Origin of the sequence: Sediminibacterium sp. (assembly GCF_051861365.1) — a bacterium.
In the GTDB taxonomy this organism is placed as follows: Bacteria; Bacteroidota; Bacteroidia; order Chitinophagales; family Chitinophagaceae; genus Sediminibacterium.
The window spans coordinates 69,222-90,468 of sequence record NZ_JBHYCW010000001.1; the positions used below are offsets into that span (position 1 = coordinate 69,222).

Genomic DNA, 21,247 nt, shown 5'->3' on the forward strand with positions numbered 1-21,247 from the left:
ATCATGCAAAAAAAGATTCAATCTGCACTTATTTCCGTTTTTTATAAAGATGGTCTTGAGCCATTGGCTAAACGCTTACAATCAGAAGGTATCACGATCTATTCCACCGGTGGCACCCAACAATTTTTGGAAGGTTTAGGGATTCAGTGTGTTGCGGTGGAGAGTTTGACAACCTACCCTTCCATTTTAGGAGGTCGTGTAAAAACGCTACATCCTGTTGTATTTGGTGGAATATTGGGTCGCAGATATGAAGCACAGGATTTGGAGGAGATGAAGCAATACAAAATACCAGAGATCGATTTGGTGATCGTTGACCTCTATCCTTTTGAAGAAACCTTGAAGCATACAAGTGAAGAAAAAGCCATCATCGAAAAGATAGATATCGGTGGGCCATCCATGATACGTGCTGCTGCTAAGAATTTTAAAGATGTGGTAGTGATTGCTGCCAAAGATGATTATGCATCACTTGAAAAAATACTGGCTGAGCAAAAAGGCTCTACAACTATTGAACAACGAAAAGTATTTGCTGCGAAAGCATTTGAAGTAGTAATGCACTATGATATTGCCATCAGTAATTATTTTAATCCCGGACACCAACAATCATTGCGTTATGGTGAGAATCCACACCAGCAAGCCGTTTTTCATGGCGACTTAACTCAATTATTTGATCAGTTGAATGGTAAAGAACTCTCTTATAATAATCTGGTAGATGTTGATGCAGCGGTTCAGTTGATCAGAGAATTTACAGATACCACTTTTGCAATCATTAAGCATACCAATGTATGTGGCATCGCTGCTTGCAGTTCTGTAAAAGAAAGCTGGGATGCAGCACTCGCGGGTGATCCGGAAAGTGCATTTGGTGGAGTATTGGTTACCAATGGTACTGTTGATAAAGCCACTGCTGATGCCATCAATGAAATTTTCTTTGAGGTATTGATTGCGCCTTCTTTTGATGCAGATGCTTTAGAAGTATTGAAAAGCAAAAAGAACAGGATCTTATTACAATTGAAACCCGGCACTCCTGTATTGAAAGCTCCATCCAAATCCATTTTAAATGGTGTATTAGAACAAGGTGCTGATGAAGGTAATTTTGAGAAATGGGAAGAAGTAGGTGGCAGAACTAGCACTGCTGCAGAACAGGAAGATCTTCGTTTCGCCAATCTGGTATGCAAACACTTAAAGAGTAATGCCATTGCATTGGTAAAAAATAAACAACTGGTAGGAAAGGGATGCGGACAAACCAGTCGCATTGATGCACTCAGACATGCCATTGAAAAAGCACATCAATTTCAGTTTGATCTGAAAGGTGCGGTATTGGCATCGGATGCATTCTTTCCTTTCAATGATTGTGTACAGATTGCTCATCAAGAAGGTATTGAGGTTTTCATACAGCCGGGTGGTTCTGTAAGAGACAAAGACAGTATTGCCTATTGTATAGAACATCAGCTGGCAATGGTAATGACGGGTATGCGTCATTTCAGACATTGATCATGACAGTAAAACAAAAAGCATATATCGGTTTAGTAGCTACCAGTATTCTCTGGGGCACTAGTTGGGTGGCCAGTAAAATTGCTGTTCAACAAGGTGTACCCGGATTGGAAGTAGCTGCTATCCGTCAATTTTTGGGTGGTAGTTTGTTTGTTGCGTTCTTTTTAATCAGAGGAGAAAAACTACCCACCTTCAAACAATTACTATGGCTTACAGGAATGGGGATGCTTTTATTTGTAATCGCCAATGGATTTGCTACGGTTGCACTCTTATACATCCCCAGTGGATTTGCTGCTTTAATTGCAGCACTCTATCCCTTATCTGTTGTAGTGATTGAGAAGTTATTTTTTAAAAATACCAAAATCACTGCCATTACTTTTATAGGAATGTTATTAGGAATTACAGGTATCGGCTTTGTTTTTTATGATAATGCATTTCATAATTATACAGAAGGATATATCTGGGGATTGTTACTTTCTGTCATTGCCATGTTGAGTTGGAGTGTGGGAACTATCATCATTGCCAGAAATAAAGTAAAGATGAATGCCTATAATGCCACCGGTTGGCAAATGTTGATGGGTTCCTTTGTACTGATGATCATGACATTGGTTTCGGGTGAAAGCATCCCACTCACCAGCGTGCCTGCGAATACATGGCTGGCCATTACATATTTGGTACTTGCCAGCTCAATAGTGGCGTTTGTGGCTTTCATTTATACGATGAAACATCTTGAACCCGCCATTGCTTCCTTGTACGCTTATATGAATCCGCTGGTAGCCATCTTATTAGGAACCATGATCACGAATGAAAAATTAACGATCAATATCCTTATTGGTTCATTGATCACACTGATTGGCGTGTTTCTGGTGAATAGAAGTCTCAAAAAACAAAGAGAACAAGCTTTGGCTGATGTAGATGAGATGTAGTATCAGCAATGTTTACCAAGAAAATCTTCATACAGTTGTCGCCATATCATCCATTCAAATTGCTCTGCTAAAAAGTGATTATGTAGAATAAAGGAGAACGTACCCTCCACCTGCTTTACGCTTTCATAGAAGCTATTCATTCGCTCAAATGCCATTTCTGTATTCAATCTTTCATAGAAGATAGCCGTGCTATCCATATAACAGAATGGATGGATCAATAGGGAAGTTATTTTTTCATTTTCCAGATCATACCAATAAAAAGGACGAGCAACAGATGCCCTAAAACCATTGACAGACCCATATCCCAATGAATAATCATGTTGAATACCCAATGCGATCAATAACCGATAAGTATCAGGAAAATTCATCATTAAATAATGCTGTCTGGATCGATTGACTTTTTTATCGGTATGATACGCCAGTAACTGACATTCTCGTTTCATGGTATCCATACTACCGAAGCTTTGTGTTGATGGATGAATACCGACATTGTATCTTTCAGTATGTCTTTGTACCAATTGCTGCATTCCTTTTGTGTAAGGGTCTATGTTTTTATCCAGCGAAGTCCTTTTTTCTGCCAACAGAAAAAAGTAAACAGGATCTAGGTGATACTGTTCATGCAATTGATCTAACCATTCATACACATCATATGGATCTTTTTGCTTTACTGCCAATACTTTCATCCTATTGGTAACATGCTCAAATTTCCCTTGTAAGAAGTCTATAAAATAACCAAGAATATTTCTGAAAGGCGATTGCCATATGTAGCGATACGCTTCATCAATATCATAGCTGGGTTGTATGGTAAAAATACGAACCGGTAAATGCCAGGATGATCGTTGTTGTTTTAGGATGAGCTCCAGTTGTTGCATCCATAGATCAATCAATGGCTGATCGATGAACTGATGCTTGTATGCAGTGCTATTGGTATGTGCGTATCGACCATATCGGTCTTTCTCATGAGGTAAATACTCTTCGTAGCGAGATAACAGATAAAATGAAGCAGAGAAAATATCAAAAGGTATAGAACCGTTTGTTGCAAAAAAGATGGGTAATCCATTCCATCGTTGTACATCAATCTCTACTTCATGAATGGTATCCTCCATCAATAATCTTGAGGGCAGTACCCATAATTCATTCTCGAAAAGAGGTGTAGGAGAATAATTGATCTTTATATTTTCATCATGCTGATACTCTTCAATTGATGTGGTGATCCTGGCTGATCCTTCAAACAGATGTGCTACAATATATTGCAGGCGTGGACTGATATGTGGAGTATAAATGACCGGCACAATGATTCAGTGAGACCTGTTATTTTTTTTGTTTCTCCTTCCACAACTCATTAAAGGTTTTCTGACTGAAATCCAGTTCTGATCGATGCATCGACCATCCTTTGAATACCTTGTTCACTACCCAATTCTTCATTTTGCCATTCCCCATATTCATCATGATACGGTTCAAACTCGCCATCTTCCAAGCTTTCCAAGCAACACGTTCAGCGATGGTACTAGAACCTTGCACGACTGCTTCATGACGATTATCCAATAACAATTCATGCAGATTGATTCTTACCGGACATACTTCCGTGCAATTACCGCACAATGAAGAAGCATAACTCAGGTGTTTATAATCATCTACTCCGCGAAGGTGTGGTGTGATCACTTTACCGATGGGACCACTGTAAGTGGTTTCATAAGCATGTCCACCAATATTCTTATACACCGGACAAGCATTCAAGCAAGCGCCGCAACGAATACAGTACAAAGCTTCACGGCTCGTTGGATTGGCGAGCAGATTGGTTCTGCCATTATCCAACAATATCACGATCATTTCTTCCGGGCCATCGGTTTCATCAGCTTGTTTCGGACCAGAGATGACAGTGTTGTATACCGTTACCTTTTGTCCTGTACCGAAAGTTGAAAGCAAAGGCCAGAAAAGTGACAGATCCTTGATAGATGGAATCACTTTCTCAATACCCACGATCACGATATGTGTTTTGGGCCAAGCGCAACTAAGTCTTGCATTTCCTTCATTCTCCGTAAGCGCAATGCCTCCAATATCAGCAATAATAAAATTAGCACCTGTAACGCCTACTTCTGCTTCTACATATTTTTCACGGAGTTTTTGTCGCGCAACCAATGTCAGTTGCTCGGGAGTAAGATCTGGTCTTGTACCCAGTTTATTGGCAAAAAGTTTGGCTACATCTTCTTTGCTTTTATGCATGGCAGGTGTAACAATATGGTAAGGCGGTTCCCCATCCAATTGTTGTATGTATTCACCTAAATCCGTCTCCACACTTTCAATCCCATTTTTTTCAAGATAGTCATTCAAGTGTATTTCTTCCGTGACCATGCTTTTGCTCTTCACCAGTGTTTTGCAATGCTTCTCTTTACAGATCTTACCGATCTCTGCCAATGCTTGCTCTGTATCTTCTGCCCATACTACACGTGCACCTCTGGCTGTAATCTTTTTTTCAAATTCTAACAGGTATTGATCCAAATGTTCAATGGCTTCCCATTTGGTATTTTTTGCTCGTTCTCTTGCATCCATTACATTGGTGAACTGTTGCTTGCCAATAGGAACTACGGCATTGTATTTACCAATATTAAAATTGATCTTTCTTCTGTGTTCCAGATCAGCAGCTTTAATGGTACTTTTTGCAATAAAAGAGGCGGCAGTATCTGTCATAAATTGATGTTATGCTTTTTTCATGTGTTCAGCAGTGGCTGACAACGCTTCATAAAATTCTTCCCCGTATTTTCTGATCAAAGAATCTTTCAGAAAAACATATACAGGTACTTTTAGTTTCTTACCTAATGAACAAGCTGCTTTACAAAGATCTGCACGAGGTTCATAGTTCACATATTCAATATCGGGATCTCTTTTGCTCTTTTTGGTTTTAATCGGAAAAAGATGGCAACTCAAGGGTTTTTTCCAATCCAGTTTGCCATCATTGTACGCTTGTTCAATCCCACACTTTATAATTCCTTTTTCGTCACGATAACCATAGGCACAGATACCGCTATTGATGGTAGGTGTTACCCATCCAAATTCTTGATCATATAAATATTTACCCTGACGCTCTACCTCTTTTATACCTTCCGGTGTCATATAAGGCTTGATGACATCATAGTATTCTTTCAATTTTTCAAGTTCCCATTTTTCCATGGGCGCTCCGGCATCTCCATCTTCACAACAACCGCCTTTACACTTGGTAAGATCACATACAAATTGCTCTTCCAGTACTTCGTCACTGATCAATTTATTATCAATAGCTATCATGAAAACAGTTATTAAAATATGGGAACGAAGATAACCAGATTTAGTGGCGTATACATCTTTTGTATAAGCTAAGATTTAACAGGGTAACCGGTAACATTCGTATGTTTTCAGCGTATACATAGTATACTGGTTACTGAAGGGTAGTTCAGTGTTTGCCTGAGAGCCGCCCATTCCTGGGCGGCTGTATTATTTTTTCCAGCGAAAACTGTTGATCAGATGCCGTACATCCTGAAGAATAAATGCATTCACAATGCCCAAAGAATCTGCATTGGGAGTAGCATCAAAATACATCGCCCCACGTAAAAAATGGCGTGTAGAGTCTGTCAGATAAAATTGATTAGCAGTAGCCACATCCCCTCCCACAGAAAAGAACATTCCATGGACGCCATTCGGCGTTATCATTAATGAATCATCAATCGAATATGCTTTTGCAGAATGTTTACCTGTAAGCACAAATGCATGTTTCACCAAAGTATCAAATCTGTTAGGACCTATTTCTTTATAACTGATATACACTCGACCATTGAACTGAGGAAACTCTATATTGATCCACCACGGATTCTCCGTTGCATCTCCAAAAAAAGTACTGTCTTTTACTACATTAGCATATACCGGATATTCGAACGCATAAGGATACCCTGTTGTATCAAATTTTTTGTACGCTTTTTCAGGAAAATCGATCTTGAAATAGCCGTTGGGTTTGGGGGTGAATGAACTATTGCAAGCAGTGAATATGAGAATAGTTAATAGTCCATAGACCCTGGTCAATGGATGGATATGATTCAACAGATTCCTATTTTTTCTTCGCATAAGTAAAATCCAACACGTTTAAAGCCCTCCAATAATGTTTCTCGCTCCTACCATGGACTATGGACCATGGTCTATGAACCATAAGCCATGAACTATAAGCTAATGCCCTCTCTCTTAATCATTAACTTAATCTTCTGAATACGATTCTTTTCGAGCTCCAGCACTGTAAATTCGAAATCACCACTGTGTAAAATAGCACCTGTCTTGGGTATATCACCTGCAATCTCAAGTACCAATCCGGCCAGTGAATCACTTTCACCTTTTATTTCATCAAAAGTTTCAGCGGGTATGTCCATAATCTTGCATGCATCATGAATCATGGTACGACCTTCAAAGACATAGTTGTTGTCATCAATTTTTTTGAATACAGTGTCTTCTTCATCAAACTCATCTTTGATCTCACCAATTACTTCTTCCAAGATATCTTCCAAGGTTACGATACCACTGGTACCGCCGAATTCATCTACTACTACCGCAAAATGAATTCTTTTTTGTTGAAACTCCTGTAATAAGTCTTCAATAGGCTTTTGCTCATGCACAAAAAATGGCGGACGCATTAACGGATGCCAGTTATAATCATTGTGTTCATGAAGATATGGTAGTAGATCTTTGGTGTGGATCATTCCAAGTACTTCATCAAGGTCTTCTTTGTAAACAGGTAGACGACTATAATTCAGTTCTTTTACCAGTGTAATTAATTCACCAAATGAAGTTCCATATTCCACACCATGAACATCCATACGGGTCTTCATGATTTGTTTCACGGAGATATTACTGAACTTAACAATACCCTTTAGGATATTCTTCTCATTTTCAGAAGCCGTTTCATTGGTAGTAAGATCAATGGCATGATCCAGTTCTTCCAAGCTATACGCACTTCCTGTTTTGCTGGCTAGTTTTTTTTCAATGATATCCGAATATTTCACCAACCATTTACTCATACCGGCAAATGTATATGCCACAGCCTGTACCACCGCTCCAAAGTCTTTGGCAAAACGAATATTGTTTTGTGTAGCCAGCACTTTCGGCATCACTTCGCCAAAGAGCACCAATAAAAAAGAGACAGCCAATACTTTAATGAGAAACTCTACCCATACTGCATTGAACTGTTCAAAGTTGAACATATTATCAATAAGCAGGTTTGAAATAATGATAATGGATATATTGATGAAACTATTAGCAATCAATAAAGAAGCCAATAAGGTTTTGGGCTGCTCTAATAGATCTACAATTCTTTTGTAAGAGGGTATCTGCTTAGACTTCAGGTTGTTGATGTCTTTGTAAGTGAGTGAAAAGAAAGCCACTTCAGATCCTGACAAAACGAAAGAAAGAAAAAGCAACACAACCAGTATCATCACAAGTACAGTGGTACCTTGTGGATGAATGGCCGATAAGAGTTGGGTATACAATACCGAGTGATAATCCAAAACAGGTGTTTTTAGTTAACAATGAATGACAGGTGCATTCTTTTCATCACAAAAATACATTGCGCAGGGTTATCAGAAAGGCAATGATTCTCCGGGATCAGACAATGGTGGCATATCATCGCCTGTATAACCATCAATACCTTCTCCGGAAACATGTCCACCGGAACCGTCACCACGTTTATCCAGCATGATCAGGTTATCACCTACTACTTCCGTAGCAAATTTCTTATTACCTTCTTTGTCTTCCCAACTACGGGTACGCAAACGACCTTCCACATAAATCAAACTCCCCTTGTGCAAATACTTTTGTGCCAGTTCTGCCAGCCCTCGCCACAAAACAACAGTGTGCCATTCTGTTTGGGATATTAATTTCCCCGAGCGGTCTTTGTAGGTTTCTGTGGTAGCTAGGGGGAATTTCGCAACGGCAATATTGCCTTCTAAATGTTGTACATCGGGGTCTTTTCCCAGATTTCCAATGAGCATCACTCTGTTAACACCTCTCATACGATTGATTTTTTGTTCGTCGCAGATTAATCACTCTTAAAAATAACTTTTTTTAAGCAACAAAAGAACAGCTCACAAAAAATTAGGATTTTAACTGAGGCAGGTAGGATGTAATCAATTTGGGGAAAGCCAGTTCTTGGATTTGGGCTACCGTCTTCCAGTCACCACCCTTTAAAGAAGCAGGTTTTTGCTTCAATTGCAGATGTATAAACTGTCCTTTGATTTGTTGATGGGTTAACTGCTGTACCAATGGCTCAGCTATCTTTCCTATTACCGGTTCATGAATATTCAACTGATCCCTTAACCAATTTTGAATCAAAGAATGATCCCAGCGTACCTGTTTTTCGGTTTCTACCAGGTAAAACTCAAATAACTGTTGCCAGATATCTTTTGCAGTTCTTTGTTGTACCCAAATTTTTTGCCGGTATTCCAAGATAAAATAGTTGAAGTACCTCGTTCTTCTTTGTAATGTTTTCTCTTTAACCGGAAGTTGATTTACCTTACCTGTAGACAATGCCGCGCAACCATTTTGGAGTGGACAGGCAGCGCATAATGGGGACATTGGCTTACAAACAGTGGCGCCAAAGTCCATGATAGCTTGATTGTACAAAGCCGGTTCTTTCTTGTCTAGCATTTGGTAAGCCAGATCATGAAATATTTTTTTCCCTTCTGTGCTATCGGTAGGGGTATCAACTCCCATGTAACGGGCTAAAACACGAAACACATTACCGTCTACTACTGCATAGGGTAAATTATAAGCAAAAGATGCAATAGCAGCAGCTGTATAAGGACCCACCCCTTTCAGCGCTAGCAATGCTTCATAAGTATCTGGAAAAAGTCCATTGCGTTGGTGTACAATTTCTCTGGCTGTGTATAGTAGGTTACGGCATCTATTATAATAACCCAAGCCTTCCCATAATTTGAATACTTGTTGGTCGGGGGCTTTTGCAAGATCTTGAATGGTAGGATATTGTTCAATAAATCGATGATAATATCCCATTCCCTGCTCAACACGGGTTTGTTGTAAAATGATCTCGCTCAACCAGATCCTATAAGGTTTTTTTTCTCCTTTCCATGGCATTTCCCGGTCATTTTGATGGCGGTGCCAGTCCATTAATATCTGAGTAAACGACTTTTTCATCCTAAGAGACAAAGATGCTCAAAACAACGCATGATTGGTAATAAAGTTGATAGACTGTAGAAATATTTTTAATATGAACAAATCTTAACCAATTGCATGCTCTTTGAATCATTTATCTATCAATCAGTAACGCACATAAAATTTACACTATCTTTCTTGCAAATACCATTTTTTTTGTCGTACTTTAAATCTGATTCATAAAATAACATTATACAAATGAGAAAGTCAGATCTCATCAACCAGATTTCCGATAAAACGGGTATACCGAAAGTGGATGTACTGGTGACGCTAGAAACCATGTTCAAAGAGGTAAAAGAAAGCCTTTCCAACGGACAAAATATTTATATCCGTGGCTTTGGCAGCTTTATTACCAAGAAGCGTGCAGCCAAAATTGGTCGTAACATCAAGAAAAACGTAGCAGTAGAAATACCTGAACATTATATTCCTGCCTTTAAGCCGGCAAAAGAATTTGTAAGTGAAGTGAAAAGCAAACGGAAGTCGGACTAACTTCGCCGAAATTTCCGATCAGTGAAGAAACAGCAACTTCTGTTAGCGGGTGGAGGCTTGGTTATATTTATTCTGTTGTACTTTTTTAGTCCAACCGTCTCCCCCAGTAAACATGTCCATAAAGAAGGCGAAGCGCCACATAGTACTGTAAATCAATCGATTAAGTTTGAAGACCTCTTAGTAAAAGCCAAGGAGCGCATTACTCCGGAGCAGGTTGCTCGCTTAGGTGCCCTTGAAAATTCCGTTGTAAGAGGGGATATTAATGAACAAAAGATCCATGTTTATCATCAGCTAGCACGCTTCTGGGCTGATTCCGCCCGCATTTTTGAACCCTATGCCTGGTATACCGGCGAAGCTGCTAAGTTGGAAAATTCTGAAAAAAGCCTCACCTTTGCCGCCCATCTGTTTTTAGATAACCTAATGACAGAGGGTGAGCCTGCCATGCAAAATTGGCTGGCCTCACAAGCAAAAGTTCTTTTTGATCAGGCATTAAGCATTAATCCGGCAAATGATTCGAGTAAAATCGGATTGGGCGCTTGCTATCTTTTCGGAAACATTTCAGATAACCCAATGCAGGGTATTCTAAAGATCAGAGAAGTAGTAGAGAAGAATCCGGGAAATGTATTCGGACAAATGATGCTCGGATTGGGTAGTAAGAAAAGTGGTCAATATGATAAAGCCATTGAACGCTTTTTGAATGTATTGAAAGTTGATCCGGAAAATCTGGATGCCATTTTCAATCTGGCTGAATCTTATGATATCCATAATGAGAAAGCCAATGCGATCAAATGGTATGAGGAAGCAAAGAAAAGAGTGGCGATACCGGAAGCTAAGCAAGCACTGGAAAAAAGAATCGCTGAACTGAAACGATAAATTTATTTTTTAACTGTATAAAATTACTTTGGTATGCCTTGTGGTAAGAAGAGAAAGCGTCATAAGATCGCTACACACAAACGTAAAAAGCGTCTGAGAAAGAATCGTCATAAGAAGAAGAATAAGTAATTCTTCGGATTACCGATCATGATACTAAACGGGTTTAATCTTGCTACGGCCTGATTAAACCCGTTTAACACTTATCTGGAAGCAGCCTTACCTTCCTCCTTTTCGCAACTTTACCTTTTCCTTCCTAGGCTGCCTTAACGGATGTTGTGGATGTTGATCTACCGAATACCGGTATGTGATTTTGTATTTAAAAGTTGCACTTTGTGAACAAAGAATTAATTATTAATGCTGCTCCAACAGGTGTAGAAATAGCATTGTTGGAAGATAAAAAATTGGTGGAGCTGCACAACGAAAAAACGGACGCCAACTTCGCAGTGGGTGACCTTTATCTGGGTAAAGTCAAAAAACTGATACCCGGACTCAATGCCGCGTTCGTAGATGTGGGGTTTGAAAAAGATGCCTTTCTACACTATACCGATCTGAGTCCTTATGCTCGCTCTATTATCAAGTTTACGCAAATAGCGATGACGGATAAAGGAGATCAGCCTTTTGATTTTGCGAAATTGCAAGCTGAACCTGAGATCCTAAAAACAGGAAAGATCAATGAAGTACTGAATGGCAAACCACATGTACTCGTTCAAATCTTAAAAGAACCAATTGCTGCAAAAGGACCTCGTTTGAGTTGTGAGATATCGTTACCCGGAAGATTTGTGGTAGTAACACCTTTCAATGAGATTGTTGCCGTATCCAAAAAAATACACTCTTCCGATGAACGTAAACGTTTACACAAAATCGTTGAAGCAATTCGTCCGAAAAATTTTGGTGTGATTGTTCGTACTGCAGCTGAAGGAAAAAGTACAGCAGAATTACATCAGGATATGTTGTCATTGGTAGAAACCTGGAAAACCATTCAGCATAATTTAAAAGGTGCTGTTGCACCAGTCAGGATTCTGAGTGAAGAAACAAAAACAACCAGTATACTGAGAGATCTGCTGAGTGCAGATTTCAATCGCATTGTTGTAAATGATAAGAATTTGTTTCAGGTAACGCAATCCTATATCCAACGTATTGCACCCGATAAAACGGATATTGTTTCATTCTATCATAATGGGCTTCCCATTTTTGATCAGTATGGTGTAACCAAGCAAGTAAAATCATCATTTGGAAAAACAGTGAACTTACCAAGTGGTGCTTATCTGATCATTGAACATACGGAAGCCCTGCATGTCGTTGATGTGAACAGTGGTTATAAGAGCGTAAGTAATAACCAAGAAGAAAATGCACTGGAAACCAATCTTGAAGCTGCAGAAGAAATTGCCCGTCAGTTACGTCTACGAGATATTGGTGGTATCATCGTTGTTGACTTCATTGATATGAAGTTACCTGATAACAAAAGAAAGGTTCAGGAAGCCATGGAGCAATTCATGAAAGCCGATAGAGCCAAACATTCTGTTCTTCCAATTTCAAAATTCGGACTACTTCAGATCACGCGTCAACGTATGCGTCCGGAAGTGAATATCAATACAGCAGAGAGTTGTCCTGCTTGTAATGGAACAGGAAAAATCACTTCTACATTATTATTGGAAGATGAGATCGAAAAGAAATTACATTATCTCGTTACACACTCACATAAGAATCTTACCATCGTTGTACATCCGATTGTTCATTCTTATCTTACAAAAGGATTATTCTATTCTATCATTAAGAAATGGAGAAAGAAACACAAAGTGAAAGTAAAGGCACAAGCCAATACCAATTATCACCTCACAGAGTTTAGATTCTTTGATGAAAGAGAGGAGGAAATCAAGTTTTAGTGTGAATGGTGAATTGTCAATAACAGAGAAAGGAACTTACTCATAATTGACAATTCACCATTCACAATTCACCACAACACCTCTTAATCATCATTTCTTGATCCATTCAAAAAGATCAACACATATTGAATCAGCGTAGCTACTGAAGCAAGTGCTGCTACAACATAAGTCATCGCTGCCCACTTTAAGGCATCCTTTGCTCCTTCCTGCTCTTTACCTACCAATACACGTTTGTTTTCTAACCATGCCAATGCACGGTTGCTGGCATCAAATTCTACAGGTAATGTAATGACTGAGAAAAGCGTGGTGAGGGCAAATAAAATGATACCCCCTAATAATAACATCGGGAATGTATTGATCAACACAATACCTGCCAATAATACCCATTGAACGATTGAGCTGCTGAATTGAACAAAAGGCACCAATCGGCTTCTCAACATCAGCCAATTATAAGCCGTAGCGTGTTGAACGGCATGACCACATTCATGGGCAGCCACAGCCGCGGATGCAATACTTGTTCCACTATACACTTCCGAACTCAGGTTCACAGTTTTATTCATGGGATTATAGTGGTCGGTTAGGAAGCCCTCAACAGATATTATTTTTACATCATATATTCCGTTGTCGCGGAGCATTTGTTCAGCCACTTCCTTACCACTCATGCCATTGGTGATGGGCAGGTGGCTATAATGGGTAAATTTCGACTTTAAGCGCATCGAAACCAGAAAGCTGATTCCGACAAATAATAAAGACAATAATAAGATTGAGTTCATACGACTTGTTTCGGAGACTGCTGCAAAATGCCTACCAAACCCAAAAATGGGTATTTGGCACCTTAAAATCACTGATTCCTGACAAAAAGCACCAAAAAAAATGACATTTTTCCCCACTTCGACAAAATGGCTGTAACCCGTTTGATTAACAAACTGTTAAGGTCATTTACGAAATTTTTCGGATTCAAAAAATTATTCACAGAACCCAAAAATTATTTTGCCATGTGCCTCGGTTTTGTAACTTAGTGGTAGAATTTAATGGGTTAGTAAGTAAACAGGGTCAACAGCAATGTTGGCCCTTTTACATGCCCGTCAGTACTGCGTTTCAGCGTTTTTCTACTTTCATGAATAGCAAATTTTTGATTCTAAAAACTGTTGATTTTACACAAGATTTCATCATTTTTTTTTGTGCATTTTTTTACTGAAAAGAACTCATCATTTCAACAGTACCTTTAACCAATGAGTAAGATTAAAACAGCTTTTTTCTGTAGCAATTGTGGTTATGAAAGTGCGAAGTGGATCGGAAAATGTCCGGCTTGTTCTCAATGGAATACTTTCACCGAAGAAATATTGGATAAAGGAAATGTGAAGGAAGAAAAATGGGATGACTACAAAGAAGAAAAAAGAAAAACAAAAACGATTTCCTTAAACGAGGTTCAGACAACCGAAGAAAAAAGAATCAAAAGTCAAGATCCGGAATTAGATCGAGTATTGGGGGGAGGTATTGTTCCGGGAAGTATTGTTCTGGTAGCAGGTGAACCGGGTATTGGTAAGAGTACTTTGTTTTTACAAAACGGATTACTACTCAAGCAACTAAGGGTTTTATATATCAGTGGTGAAGAAAGTGAACAACAAATTAAAATGCGGGCAGATCGGTTAAAGATTCAGTATGAAAATTTTTATTTGCTGACAGAAACATCTACACAAACTATTTTTCAGGAAATCAAAAAGCTGAAACCTCAATTGGTCATTGTTGACTCTATTCAAACTTTACAATCTAATTTGATTGATTCTTCTGCGGGCACAGTTTCACAGATCCGGGAATGTGCTGCCGAATTTCAACGCTTTGCAAAAGAAACCAATACTCCTGTTTTCTTGATCGGACATATCACCAAAGACGGCGCTATCGCCGGTCCGAAAGTGCTGGAACACATGGTAGACACGGTTTTGCAGTTCGAGGGCGACCGTCATTATGCTTATAGAATCCTAAGAACTTTGAAGAATCGTTTTGGTAGTACCGCCGAGTTGGGCATTTATGAAATGACAGGTGATGGTATGCGGGTAGTAGCCAATCCATCAGAAATTTTAATTGCACAAAGAGAAGATCAGTTAAGTGGTAGTGGTATTGCTGCTACACTGGAAGGTATGCGTCCTTTACTGATTGAAGTGCAGGCATTGGTCACGCAAAGCGTGTATGGAACACCTCAACGTACAGTGACCGGTTTTGATACCAGAAGATTACAATTGTTATTGGCAGTTCTCGAAAAACGTGGAGGTTTTCAATTTGGAATGAAAGATGTTTTTGTAAACATTGCAGGTGGTATTAAAGTAGAAGACCCTTCCATTGATCTTGCAGTGATCTGTGCTTTACTCTCTTCCTATGAAGATGTTCCACTCCCCCCTCATGTATGTTTCGCAGGTGAGGTAGGATTGAATGGAGAGATCAGAGCCGTTAATAAAATAGAACAACGTATTGCCGAAGCAGAGAAACTCGGATTCGAAAAAATATTTGTCTCCAAATACAATAAGAAAAGTTTCAACGCACAAGCTTACAAGATTCAGGTAATTGCATTGAGTCGCGTAGATGAAGTGTATCAGCAACTTTTTTGAGTGAAAAGTGAAAGGTCAAAAGTGAAACGGAAGTACGCTTTTCACCTTTCACTTTTCACTTTTGACTTTTACATTTTGACTTCCATCATTTCTGCGGCAAATACTTACTCCCGAGCATGTAGTTTCGGAGCATGATATCCATAGCAAAATCCCTTCTACAACTCGTATATCCGCATTACTGTATAGGTTGCGGAAGCGATTATTTGAGTCTCCACCAGCAGATTTGCAGCCGCTGTACCCATCAGCTACCGGAAACGGGGTTCTTTCGCCAGCCCAATAATCCGGTTGAAAAAGCCTTTTTTGGCAGAATTCGGGTGGAAAACGCCGCTGCCTTGTACTATTTTACCAAGCAGTCATTGGTGCAGGAACTGATGGTACAGCTCAAATACCATCAGAATAAGCATGCCGGACTCTTTTTGGGCAGAATGATGGGGTATGCGCTGAGATCCGAGCCCCGCTTCGCCGACGTAGATCTACTTGTACCGCTTCCTTTAAATCCTAAAAAACAATTCAAAAGAGGATATAACCAGGCCGAAGTGATTTGTGAGGGTATTAGGGAAGTCTGGTCCAGACCTTTGAACGCAAAAACCATTCAAAGGAAAAAGTTTACAGATAGTCAAACTACCCGAAACCGGCTATCTAGGTGGCAGAATATGGAAGCCGTATTTCAGGTGACAGCACCAGATCAATTGATGAATCAGCATGTTTTACTCATAGACGATATCATAACGACCGGCGCTACCCTGGAAGCCTGCGGACAAACATTGATGTCGATACCCAATTGTAGACTTAGTATTGCTGCTGCCGCATATACATTGTAGGTACCATTTTCATCCATTCACAGAAATGCTATAACAATTCCCTTATTTAAGTGTTATTTTGAAAAAAATCTATTGTATGAAATACATCCTCACATTAGTAGCAGTGGTTATGATGTCTGCCTTCACTTTACCCGATAATGGCAGTATTCACGCTTTCAAGGTAAAATCTATTGAAGGCGGCACTATCGATTTCGCTAAATTCAAGGGAAAAAAGATACTCATTGTCAATACTGCATCTAAGTGTGGCTATACCCCACAATATGAAGCTTTGCAAAAAGTGTATGATCAGTATAAAGACAAGCTGGTAATCGTAGGTTTTCCCGCCAACAACTTTGGTGGACAAGAGCCTGGTAGTGATGGTGATATTCAAGAGTTTTGCAAAGCCCGTTTTGGTGTAAAATTTCCATTGGCCAGTAAAGTGAGTGTAAAAGGAGAAGATATGGCACCTATTTACCAGTGGCTGACAAGTAAAGCGAAGAATGGTGTTTTGGATGCAGATATCAAATGGAACTTCAATAAGTTTTTGTTGGATGAAAATGGAAAAATGATCGCTTATTTTCCAAGCAAAGTAACTCCCGATAGCGATGATATTTTGAAATACGTAAAATAAATTAGCTTTCGAATCAAGGAATCCCGACCCATACAACTGGTCGGGATTTTTTTTGCTTCTCTATTTATCAAAAACATGCACATTTAAAGTAGCAGCATACAGTATATTTATAGCTCAAAAATTGTTGGCATGTCTTATCCCTATCAGATCAAAAGTTTTGAAGCCTATCAGGAAGCGTATCAGAAAAGCATACAAGATCCTGAAGCATTTTGGAGTGCAATTGCTGAGCATTTTACCTGGAAGAAAAAATGGGATAAAGTTCTGGAATGGAATTTTACAGAACCCAAGGTAGAATGGTTCAAAGGAGGAAAATTAAATATTACGGAGAATTGTTTAGACAGACATCTTGCCACCAAAGGCAATCACCCTGCCATTATTTGGGAACCCAATGCCCCTGATGAGAATCATCGCATACTTACCTATAAAAAGTTGCATGAGAAAGTGTGCCAATTTGCACATCTACTTAAAAACAATGGCGTAAAAAAAGGAGATCGTGTTTGTATATATATGGGTATGATCCCTGAACTCGCTATTGCAGTTTTGGCTTGTGCCAGAATTGGCGCCATACATTCCGTTGTGTTTGGCGGTTTCTCTGCACAAAGTATTGCTGACAGATTAGAAGATGCCAAGGCTGAATTCATCGTTACCTGTGATGGCGCTTACAGAGGTGCGAAAGATATTCCTTTGAAGAGTGTCATTGATGATGCATTGATTGGAAACAAGACTGTGAAACGTGTTATTGTTGCCACACGCACACGCACACCCGTATCCATGATCAAAGGAAGAGATGTGTGCTGGGAAGATGAGATGAAACAAGTGGAAGAAAAAGGCATCACTTTTATTGAAGCAGAAGCAATGGATGCAGAAGATCCATTGTTTATCCTCTATACATCCGGTTCTACGGGAAAACCCAAAGGAGTGGTACATACTGTAGCCGGATACATGATCTATACCAATTACACTTTTGTAAATGTATTTCAATACGAACCCGGACAAGTACATTTCTGTACAGCAGATATTGGCTGGATCACCGGACATAGTTATATCGTGTATGGACCACTAAGTGCCGGTGCTACATCATTACTATTTGAAGGCGTTCCTACTTGGCCAGATGCTGGCAGATTTTGGGATATTGTAGACAAATACAAAGTCAACATTTTATATACGGCCCCTACCGCTATTCGTAGCTTGATGGGATTTGGTTTAGGCCCTTTACAAGGAAAAAATCTTTCCTCCCTTAAAGTATTGGGAACTGTGGGTGAACCCATCAATGAAGAAGCATGGCATTGGTATGATGAACATGTAGGCAAGAAAAAATGTCCGATCGTTGATACCTGGTGGCAAACAGAAACAGGTGGATGTCTCATTTCCAATCTGGCAGGCATTACTCCCGCCAAACCCGGATGGGCGACACTTCCAATGCCGGGTCTGCAAATGGTATTGGTAGATGAAAATGGAAAAGAGATCATACAAGAAGGGGAAGAAACCATTTCCGGCAATCTCTGTATCAAAGCACCTTGGCCATCTATTTTAAGAACCACTTATGGTGATCATGAAAGATGTAGAACAAACTATTTCGCTACTTATAAAAACATGTATTTCACCGGTGATGGTGCTTTAAAGAATAAAGACGGTTTCTTCCGTATTACCGGTCGTGTAGATGATGTGTTGAATGTTAGCGGACACCGAATTGGTACTGCTGAAGTGGAAAATGCCATCAATATGCATGCAGGTGTGGTGGAAAGCGCTGTAGTGGGTTATCCGCATGATATCAAGGGACAAGGCATTTATGCTTATGTGATTTATCAAGGATCGCATACGCAGGATACACATGGTACGGGAGATCTGGTGAGAAAAGATATTCTGCAAACAGTGACTCGAATTATTGGCGCCATTGCGAAACCTGATAAAATTCAATTTGTAAGCGGACTACCCAAAACAAGAAGCGGTAAGATCATGCGAAGAATTCTTCGAAAGATCGCAGAAGGAGAAACAGAAAATCTGGGTGATACATCTACACTGCTTGATCCGGGTGTGGTAGATGAGATTAAGAACGGGAGATTATAACTTATCTTTATTCGGATGAGAAAAATATACTTCCTGATTGTATTCTCCATAATCATTTGCTCTTGCTTACAAGCGCAAAGCCTCATTCCTTTTATTGAGAAAAATCGATTTGGTTTTCTTCATAAAACCAATGGAAGAACCGTAATACCTCCTCAGTTTATTTTTGCAAGTGCATTTAAAGACAGCATGGCAGTAGCTGCAATCGGGAATTATATTGTATCTTCTCAATATGGGTTCATCAATGAAAAAGGAAAATGGATCATCACTCCCCAATTCAATTCAGCCGATCAGTTTTTTGAGGGTAAAGCAAGAGTGCAAAAAAATGGTAAATGGGGTTATATCAATAAAAAGGGAGTCATCATTATTCAGCCACAGTTTTCACAATGTCATAATTTTTCAGAAGGGCTTGCACCTGCATCACTAAAAAATAATTTGTGGGGATTGATTGACAGCTCCGGAAAATTTGTATTGCAACCTATTTACTACAATATCAGTTCTGTTTTTGCAGGTGTTGTTTGTACACAGCAAAATATGACTGATAAGTGGGAGATCATAACTATCAAAAACAAAACAAATATCAAAACTTCCTTCACACGCATGAATGGTTTTGCGGATAGTGTGTCTGCTGCTCGTGATACTAGCAACAAATGGGGATTTGTAGACTTAAGCGGACAATGGATCATTCCGCCTACCTATACCAATGCCGGAAATTTTAGTGAAGGTCTTGTCGCCGTTCAAAAAGATTATAAAAGTTGGGGCTTTATCAATAAAAAAGGAGAATGGATCATAGCACCTCAATTCGATCGCATGGGCAGTTTCAACAATGGATTGGCCATGATGGAAATGGGGAATGATATCGTTTATATCAATAAAGAAGGAACAATTTTATACCGTTTTCAACGATGATTGTTGATGCATCAATTATCCCTTGATTAGATTCAACGCTTTACCATCCCATCCGGGGAATAAGCCTTTTGTTTGCTTCAATTTCAGATGTCCCATCGCCACATCACTGAATACTGCTCTAAAATCTGTTGAAACAGGCAAATCACGTCCGTCTTCCAAATCAGATTTCGCTAATGATTTTATTTGATGATACACTTTACCTCCTACAATATCATTACCCAAAACAAATAAACAACTGGCTCTTCCATGATCTGTTCCACCGGTCCCATTTTGATGTGCCGTTCGGCCAAATTCTGTCATGGTCATCACAGTAACATCATCCTGATAAGTTCCCATATCTTTCCAGAAAGCTGCAATACTATCACTGAAATCACGCAGGTTACGAGCAAATGCACCATTTACAGTTCCTTGATTGAAATGCGTATCCCATCCACCACTTTCTGCAAACGCCACTTCCATGCCTACATCCATTTTAATTAATGTTGCAATCTGTTTCAAAGAATTTCCAAATGGCGAATTGGGATATACTGCACCATTGGCAGGTTGATAATTTTTAATATCAGTAGATTTCAAAATCCGCATCGCTTCAAAACTCTCTTTGCCTGTTTTATTCAATAACTGATTACTGGTTTGATCATACAAAGACTCAAATGATTTGGCGGCCATATTACCAGCCATGGGATTGCCTTGCATTTGTATGGCAAAGTCCTGAAGATTACTAATGGCCAAAGCCTCTTTATCACCATACAAACTACGTGGTAATGCATTTGTGATACTTACAGCACTAAAGGGTGTTGCTTCATGTCCGGTCAACCCAATGGCTCTATTCAACCAACCACTCGTAGTACCTTTATTGAAAGGTGTTCCACTCTCCATGAAATCCTGCGCATCGAAATGACTACGTGTGTTGTTCGGACTACCGACACCATGCACAATACCCATTCGTCCCTCTGTAAAATAAGAAGACAAACTTTGAAGTGATGGATGCAATGCAAATTGTCCATCCAAATCCAGCATACCCCCCTGTGTTTGTGCCGGACTCATGTACAAAGTTGGACGCAGTGTTTTCAAATTTGGGTCAGCAAACGGACTCACCGCCATCAATCCATCCATAGCTCCTCTTTGAAAAATACAGATCAGAACTTTATTTCTTTTATAGGGTGGAATGATCTTGCTACTCTCTGCTGCACGTGCAATAAAGTTGGGAACACCACCAAACCCCGCTGCGAACAAGGCCATAGCGCCTGATTTCATAAATGCTCTGCGATGAATCATTTGTTTAGTTTTTTTATGCTGTAAGTTTTTAGCTTCAAGCTGCATGCCTCAAGCTACAAGTACAAATACTATTAACTGTTCATTTCACTTTTCACCTTTCTCCGATGGAGTCCTATGGACACTT

19 protein-coding genes are annotated in these 21,247 nt (G+C 39.5%); 10 read left to right on the forward strand and 9 right to left on the reverse strand.

What is annotated here, in order from left to right; all coding sequences use genetic code 11:
* Positions 1-3: 3 nt before the first annotated feature.
* Entirely contained in the window at positions 4-1,488 is a 1,485-nt protein-coding gene (gene purH / locus ACTIEV_RS00325) for a bifunctional phosphoribosylaminoimidazolecarboxamide formyltransferase/IMP cyclohydrolase (RefSeq protein ID WP_322196529.1), read from the forward strand.
* A gap of 2 nt (positions 1,489-1,490) precedes the next feature.
* Positions 1,491-2,414 (forward strand): DMT family transporter, encoded by a 924-nt coding sequence (locus tag ACTIEV_RS00330; RefSeq protein ID WP_322196530.1) that lies wholly within the window; start codon positions 1,491-1,493, stop codon positions 2,412-2,414.
* Between the two features lie 2 nt (positions 2,415-2,416).
* Here the strand turns inward: ACTIEV_RS00330 and ACTIEV_RS00335 are convergent, their stop codons facing one another.
* From ACTIEV_RS00335 to mutY, 7 genes are all read right to left on the reverse strand, one after another.
* Positions 2,417-3,706 carry a polysaccharide deacetylase family protein gene (locus ACTIEV_RS00335; protein WP_322196531.1) on the reverse strand — a complete coding sequence of 430 codons (1,290 nt, stop codon included), beginning with the start codon at positions 3,704-3,706 and terminating at the stop codon, positions 2,417-2,419.
* Between the two features lie 19 nt (positions 3,707-3,725).
* Positions 3,726-5,102 carry a LutB/LldF family L-lactate oxidation iron-sulfur protein gene (locus tag ACTIEV_RS00340; protein WP_322196532.1) on the reverse strand — a complete coding sequence of 459 codons (1,377 nt, stop codon included), beginning with the start codon at positions 5,100-5,102 and terminating at the stop codon, positions 3,726-3,728.
* 9 nt (positions 5,103-5,111) lie between these two features.
* Entirely contained in the window at positions 5,112-5,696 is a 585-nt protein-coding gene (locus ACTIEV_RS00345; RefSeq protein WP_322196533.1) for a DUF3109 family protein, read from the reverse strand.
* Between the two features lie 186 nt (positions 5,697-5,882).
* The gene (locus ACTIEV_RS00350; RefSeq protein WP_322196534.1) at positions 5,883-6,506 is read right to left on the reverse strand and encodes a hypothetical protein; all 624 of its coding nucleotides are present in this window, start codon (positions 6,504-6,506) and stop codon (positions 5,883-5,885) included.
* A 92-nt stretch (positions 6,507-6,598) separates the two neighbouring features.
* Positions 6,599-7,933, reverse strand: coding sequence for a gliding motility-associated protein GldE (gldE, locus tag ACTIEV_RS00355; protein ID WP_322196535.1), 1,335 nt, complete (start codon positions 7,931-7,933; stop codon positions 6,599-6,601).
* A 72-nt stretch (positions 7,934-8,005) separates the two neighbouring features.
* Positions 8,006-8,437: a single-stranded DNA-binding protein gene (locus ACTIEV_RS00360; protein ID WP_178888785.1), complete on the reverse strand. Its 432-nt coding sequence runs from the start codon at positions 8,435-8,437 to the stop codon at positions 8,006-8,008.
* 82 nt (positions 8,438-8,519) lie between these two features.
* Positions 8,520-9,578, reverse strand: coding sequence for an A/G-specific adenine glycosylase (mutY, locus tag ACTIEV_RS00365; protein ID WP_322196536.1), 1,059 nt, complete (start codon positions 9,576-9,578; stop codon positions 8,520-8,522).
* A gap of 216 nt (positions 9,579-9,794) precedes the next feature.
* On the opposite strand from mutY, the gene ACTIEV_RS00370 reads away from it, so the two are divergent.
* The 3 genes from ACTIEV_RS00370 to ACTIEV_RS00380 all read left to right on the forward strand — a co-directional run bounded on the left by ACTIEV_RS00370 (position 9,795) and on the right by ACTIEV_RS00380 (position 12,841).
* Positions 9,795-10,085: an HU family DNA-binding protein gene (locus tag ACTIEV_RS00370; RefSeq protein ID WP_133474522.1), complete on the forward strand. Its 291-nt coding sequence runs from the start codon at positions 9,795-9,797 to the stop codon at positions 10,083-10,085.
* A 21-nt stretch (positions 10,086-10,106) separates the two neighbouring features.
* Complete coding sequence (locus tag ACTIEV_RS00375) at positions 10,107-10,958, forward strand: tetratricopeptide repeat protein (protein WP_322196537.1); 852 nt, start codon at positions 10,107-10,109, stop codon at positions 10,956-10,958.
* 332 nt (positions 10,959-11,290) lie between these two features.
* Positions 11,291-12,841, forward strand: a complete 1,551-nt coding sequence (locus ACTIEV_RS00380; protein WP_322196538.1) for an Rne/Rng family ribonuclease — start codon at positions 11,291-11,293, stop codon at positions 12,839-12,841.
* Between the two features lie 83 nt (positions 12,842-12,924).
* Here ACTIEV_RS00380 and ACTIEV_RS00385 read toward each other — a convergent pair whose 3' ends face one another.
* On the reverse strand, positions 12,925-13,614 hold the full coding sequence (locus ACTIEV_RS00385) for a zinc metallopeptidase (RefSeq protein WP_322196539.1): 690 nt from the start codon (positions 13,612-13,614) through the stop codon (positions 12,925-12,927).
* 459 nt (positions 13,615-14,073) lie between these two features.
* On the opposite strand from ACTIEV_RS00385, the gene radA reads away from it, so the two are divergent.
* The 5 genes from radA to ACTIEV_RS00410 all read left to right on the forward strand — a co-directional run bounded on the left by radA (position 14,074) and on the right by ACTIEV_RS00410 (position 19,848).
* Complete coding sequence (gene radA, locus ACTIEV_RS00390) at positions 14,074-15,444, forward strand: DNA repair protein RadA (RefSeq protein WP_322196540.1); 1,371 nt, start codon at positions 14,074-14,076, stop codon at positions 15,442-15,444.
* A gap of 131 nt (positions 15,445-15,575) precedes the next feature.
* Positions 15,576-16,265 carry a ComF family protein gene (locus ACTIEV_RS00395; protein ID WP_322196541.1) on the forward strand — a complete coding sequence of 230 codons (690 nt, stop codon included), beginning with the start codon at positions 15,576-15,578 and terminating at the stop codon, positions 16,263-16,265.
* Positions 16,266-16,341: 76 nt separating this feature from the next.
* The gene (locus ACTIEV_RS00400; protein ID WP_322196542.1) at positions 16,342-16,875 is read left to right on the forward strand and encodes a glutathione peroxidase; all 534 of its coding nucleotides are present in this window, start codon (positions 16,342-16,344) and stop codon (positions 16,873-16,875) included.
* A 129-nt stretch (positions 16,876-17,004) separates the two neighbouring features.
* Positions 17,005-18,942 (forward strand): acetate--CoA ligase, encoded by a 1,938-nt coding sequence (gene acs, locus ACTIEV_RS00405; protein ID WP_322196543.1) that lies wholly within the window; start codon positions 17,005-17,007, stop codon positions 18,940-18,942.
* A 15-nt stretch (positions 18,943-18,957) separates the two neighbouring features.
* On the forward strand, positions 18,958-19,848 hold the full coding sequence (locus tag ACTIEV_RS00410; protein WP_322196544.1) for a WG repeat-containing protein: 891 nt from the start codon (positions 18,958-18,960) through the stop codon (positions 19,846-19,848).
* A 15-nt stretch (positions 19,849-19,863) separates the two neighbouring features.
* Here ACTIEV_RS00410 and ACTIEV_RS00415 read toward each other — a convergent pair whose 3' ends face one another.
* Positions 19,864-21,123 (reverse strand): DUF1501 domain-containing protein, encoded by a 1,260-nt coding sequence (locus tag ACTIEV_RS00415; protein WP_322196545.1) that lies wholly within the window; start codon positions 21,121-21,123, stop codon positions 19,864-19,866.
* Between the last annotated feature and the right edge of the window lie 124 nt (positions 21,124-21,247).

Bases quoted from the DNA above. Each gene is read 5' to 3' on its own strand.
- purH (WP_322196529.1), top strand. From the start codon at position 4: ATGCAAAAAAAGATTCAATCTGCACTTATTTCCGTTTTTTATAAAGAT.
- ACTIEV_RS00330 (WP_322196530.1), top strand. From the start codon at position 1,491: ATGACAGTAAAACAAAAAGCATATATCGGTTTAGTAGCTACCAGTATT.
- ACTIEV_RS00340 (WP_322196532.1), bottom strand. From the start codon at position 5,102: ATGACAGATACTGCCGCCTCTTTTATTGCAAAAAGTACCATTAAAGCT.
- ACTIEV_RS00345 (WP_322196533.1), bottom strand. From the start codon at position 5,696: ATGATAGCTATTGATAATAAATTGATCAGTGACGAAGTACTGGAAGAG.
- ACTIEV_RS00350 (WP_322196534.1), bottom strand. From the start codon at position 6,506: ATGCGAAGAAAAAATAGGAATCTGTTGAATCATATCCATCCATTGACC.
- ACTIEV_RS00360 (WP_178888785.1), bottom strand. From the start codon at position 8,437: ATGAGAGGTGTTAACAGAGTGATGCTCATTGGAAATCTGGGAAAAGAC.
- mutY (WP_322196536.1), bottom strand. From the start codon at position 9,578: ATGAAAAAGTCGTTTACTCAGATATTAATGGACTGGCACCGCCATCAA.
- ACTIEV_RS00370 (WP_133474522.1), top strand. From the start codon at position 9,795: ATGAGAAAGTCAGATCTCATCAACCAGATTTCCGATAAAACGGGTATA.
- ACTIEV_RS00385 (WP_322196539.1), bottom strand. From the start codon at position 13,614: ATGAACTCAATCTTATTATTGTCTTTATTATTTGTCGGAATCAGCTTT.
- radA (WP_322196540.1), top strand. From the start codon at position 14,074: ATGAGTAAGATTAAAACAGCTTTTTTCTGTAGCAATTGTGGTTATGAA.
- ACTIEV_RS00395 (WP_322196541.1), top strand. From the start codon at position 15,576: ATGATATCCATAGCAAAATCCCTTCTACAACTCGTATATCCGCATTAC.
- ACTIEV_RS00400 (WP_322196542.1), top strand. From the start codon at position 16,342: ATGAAATACATCCTCACATTAGTAGCAGTGGTTATGATGTCTGCCTTC.
- acs (WP_322196543.1), top strand. From the start codon at position 17,005: ATGTCTTATCCCTATCAGATCAAAAGTTTTGAAGCCTATCAGGAAGCG.
- ACTIEV_RS00410 (WP_322196544.1), top strand. From the start codon at position 18,958: ATGAGAAAAATATACTTCCTGATTGTATTCTCCATAATCATTTGCTCT.
- ACTIEV_RS00415 (WP_322196545.1), bottom strand. From the start codon at position 21,123: ATGATTCATCGCAGAGCATTTATGAAATCAGGCGCTATGGCCTTGTTC.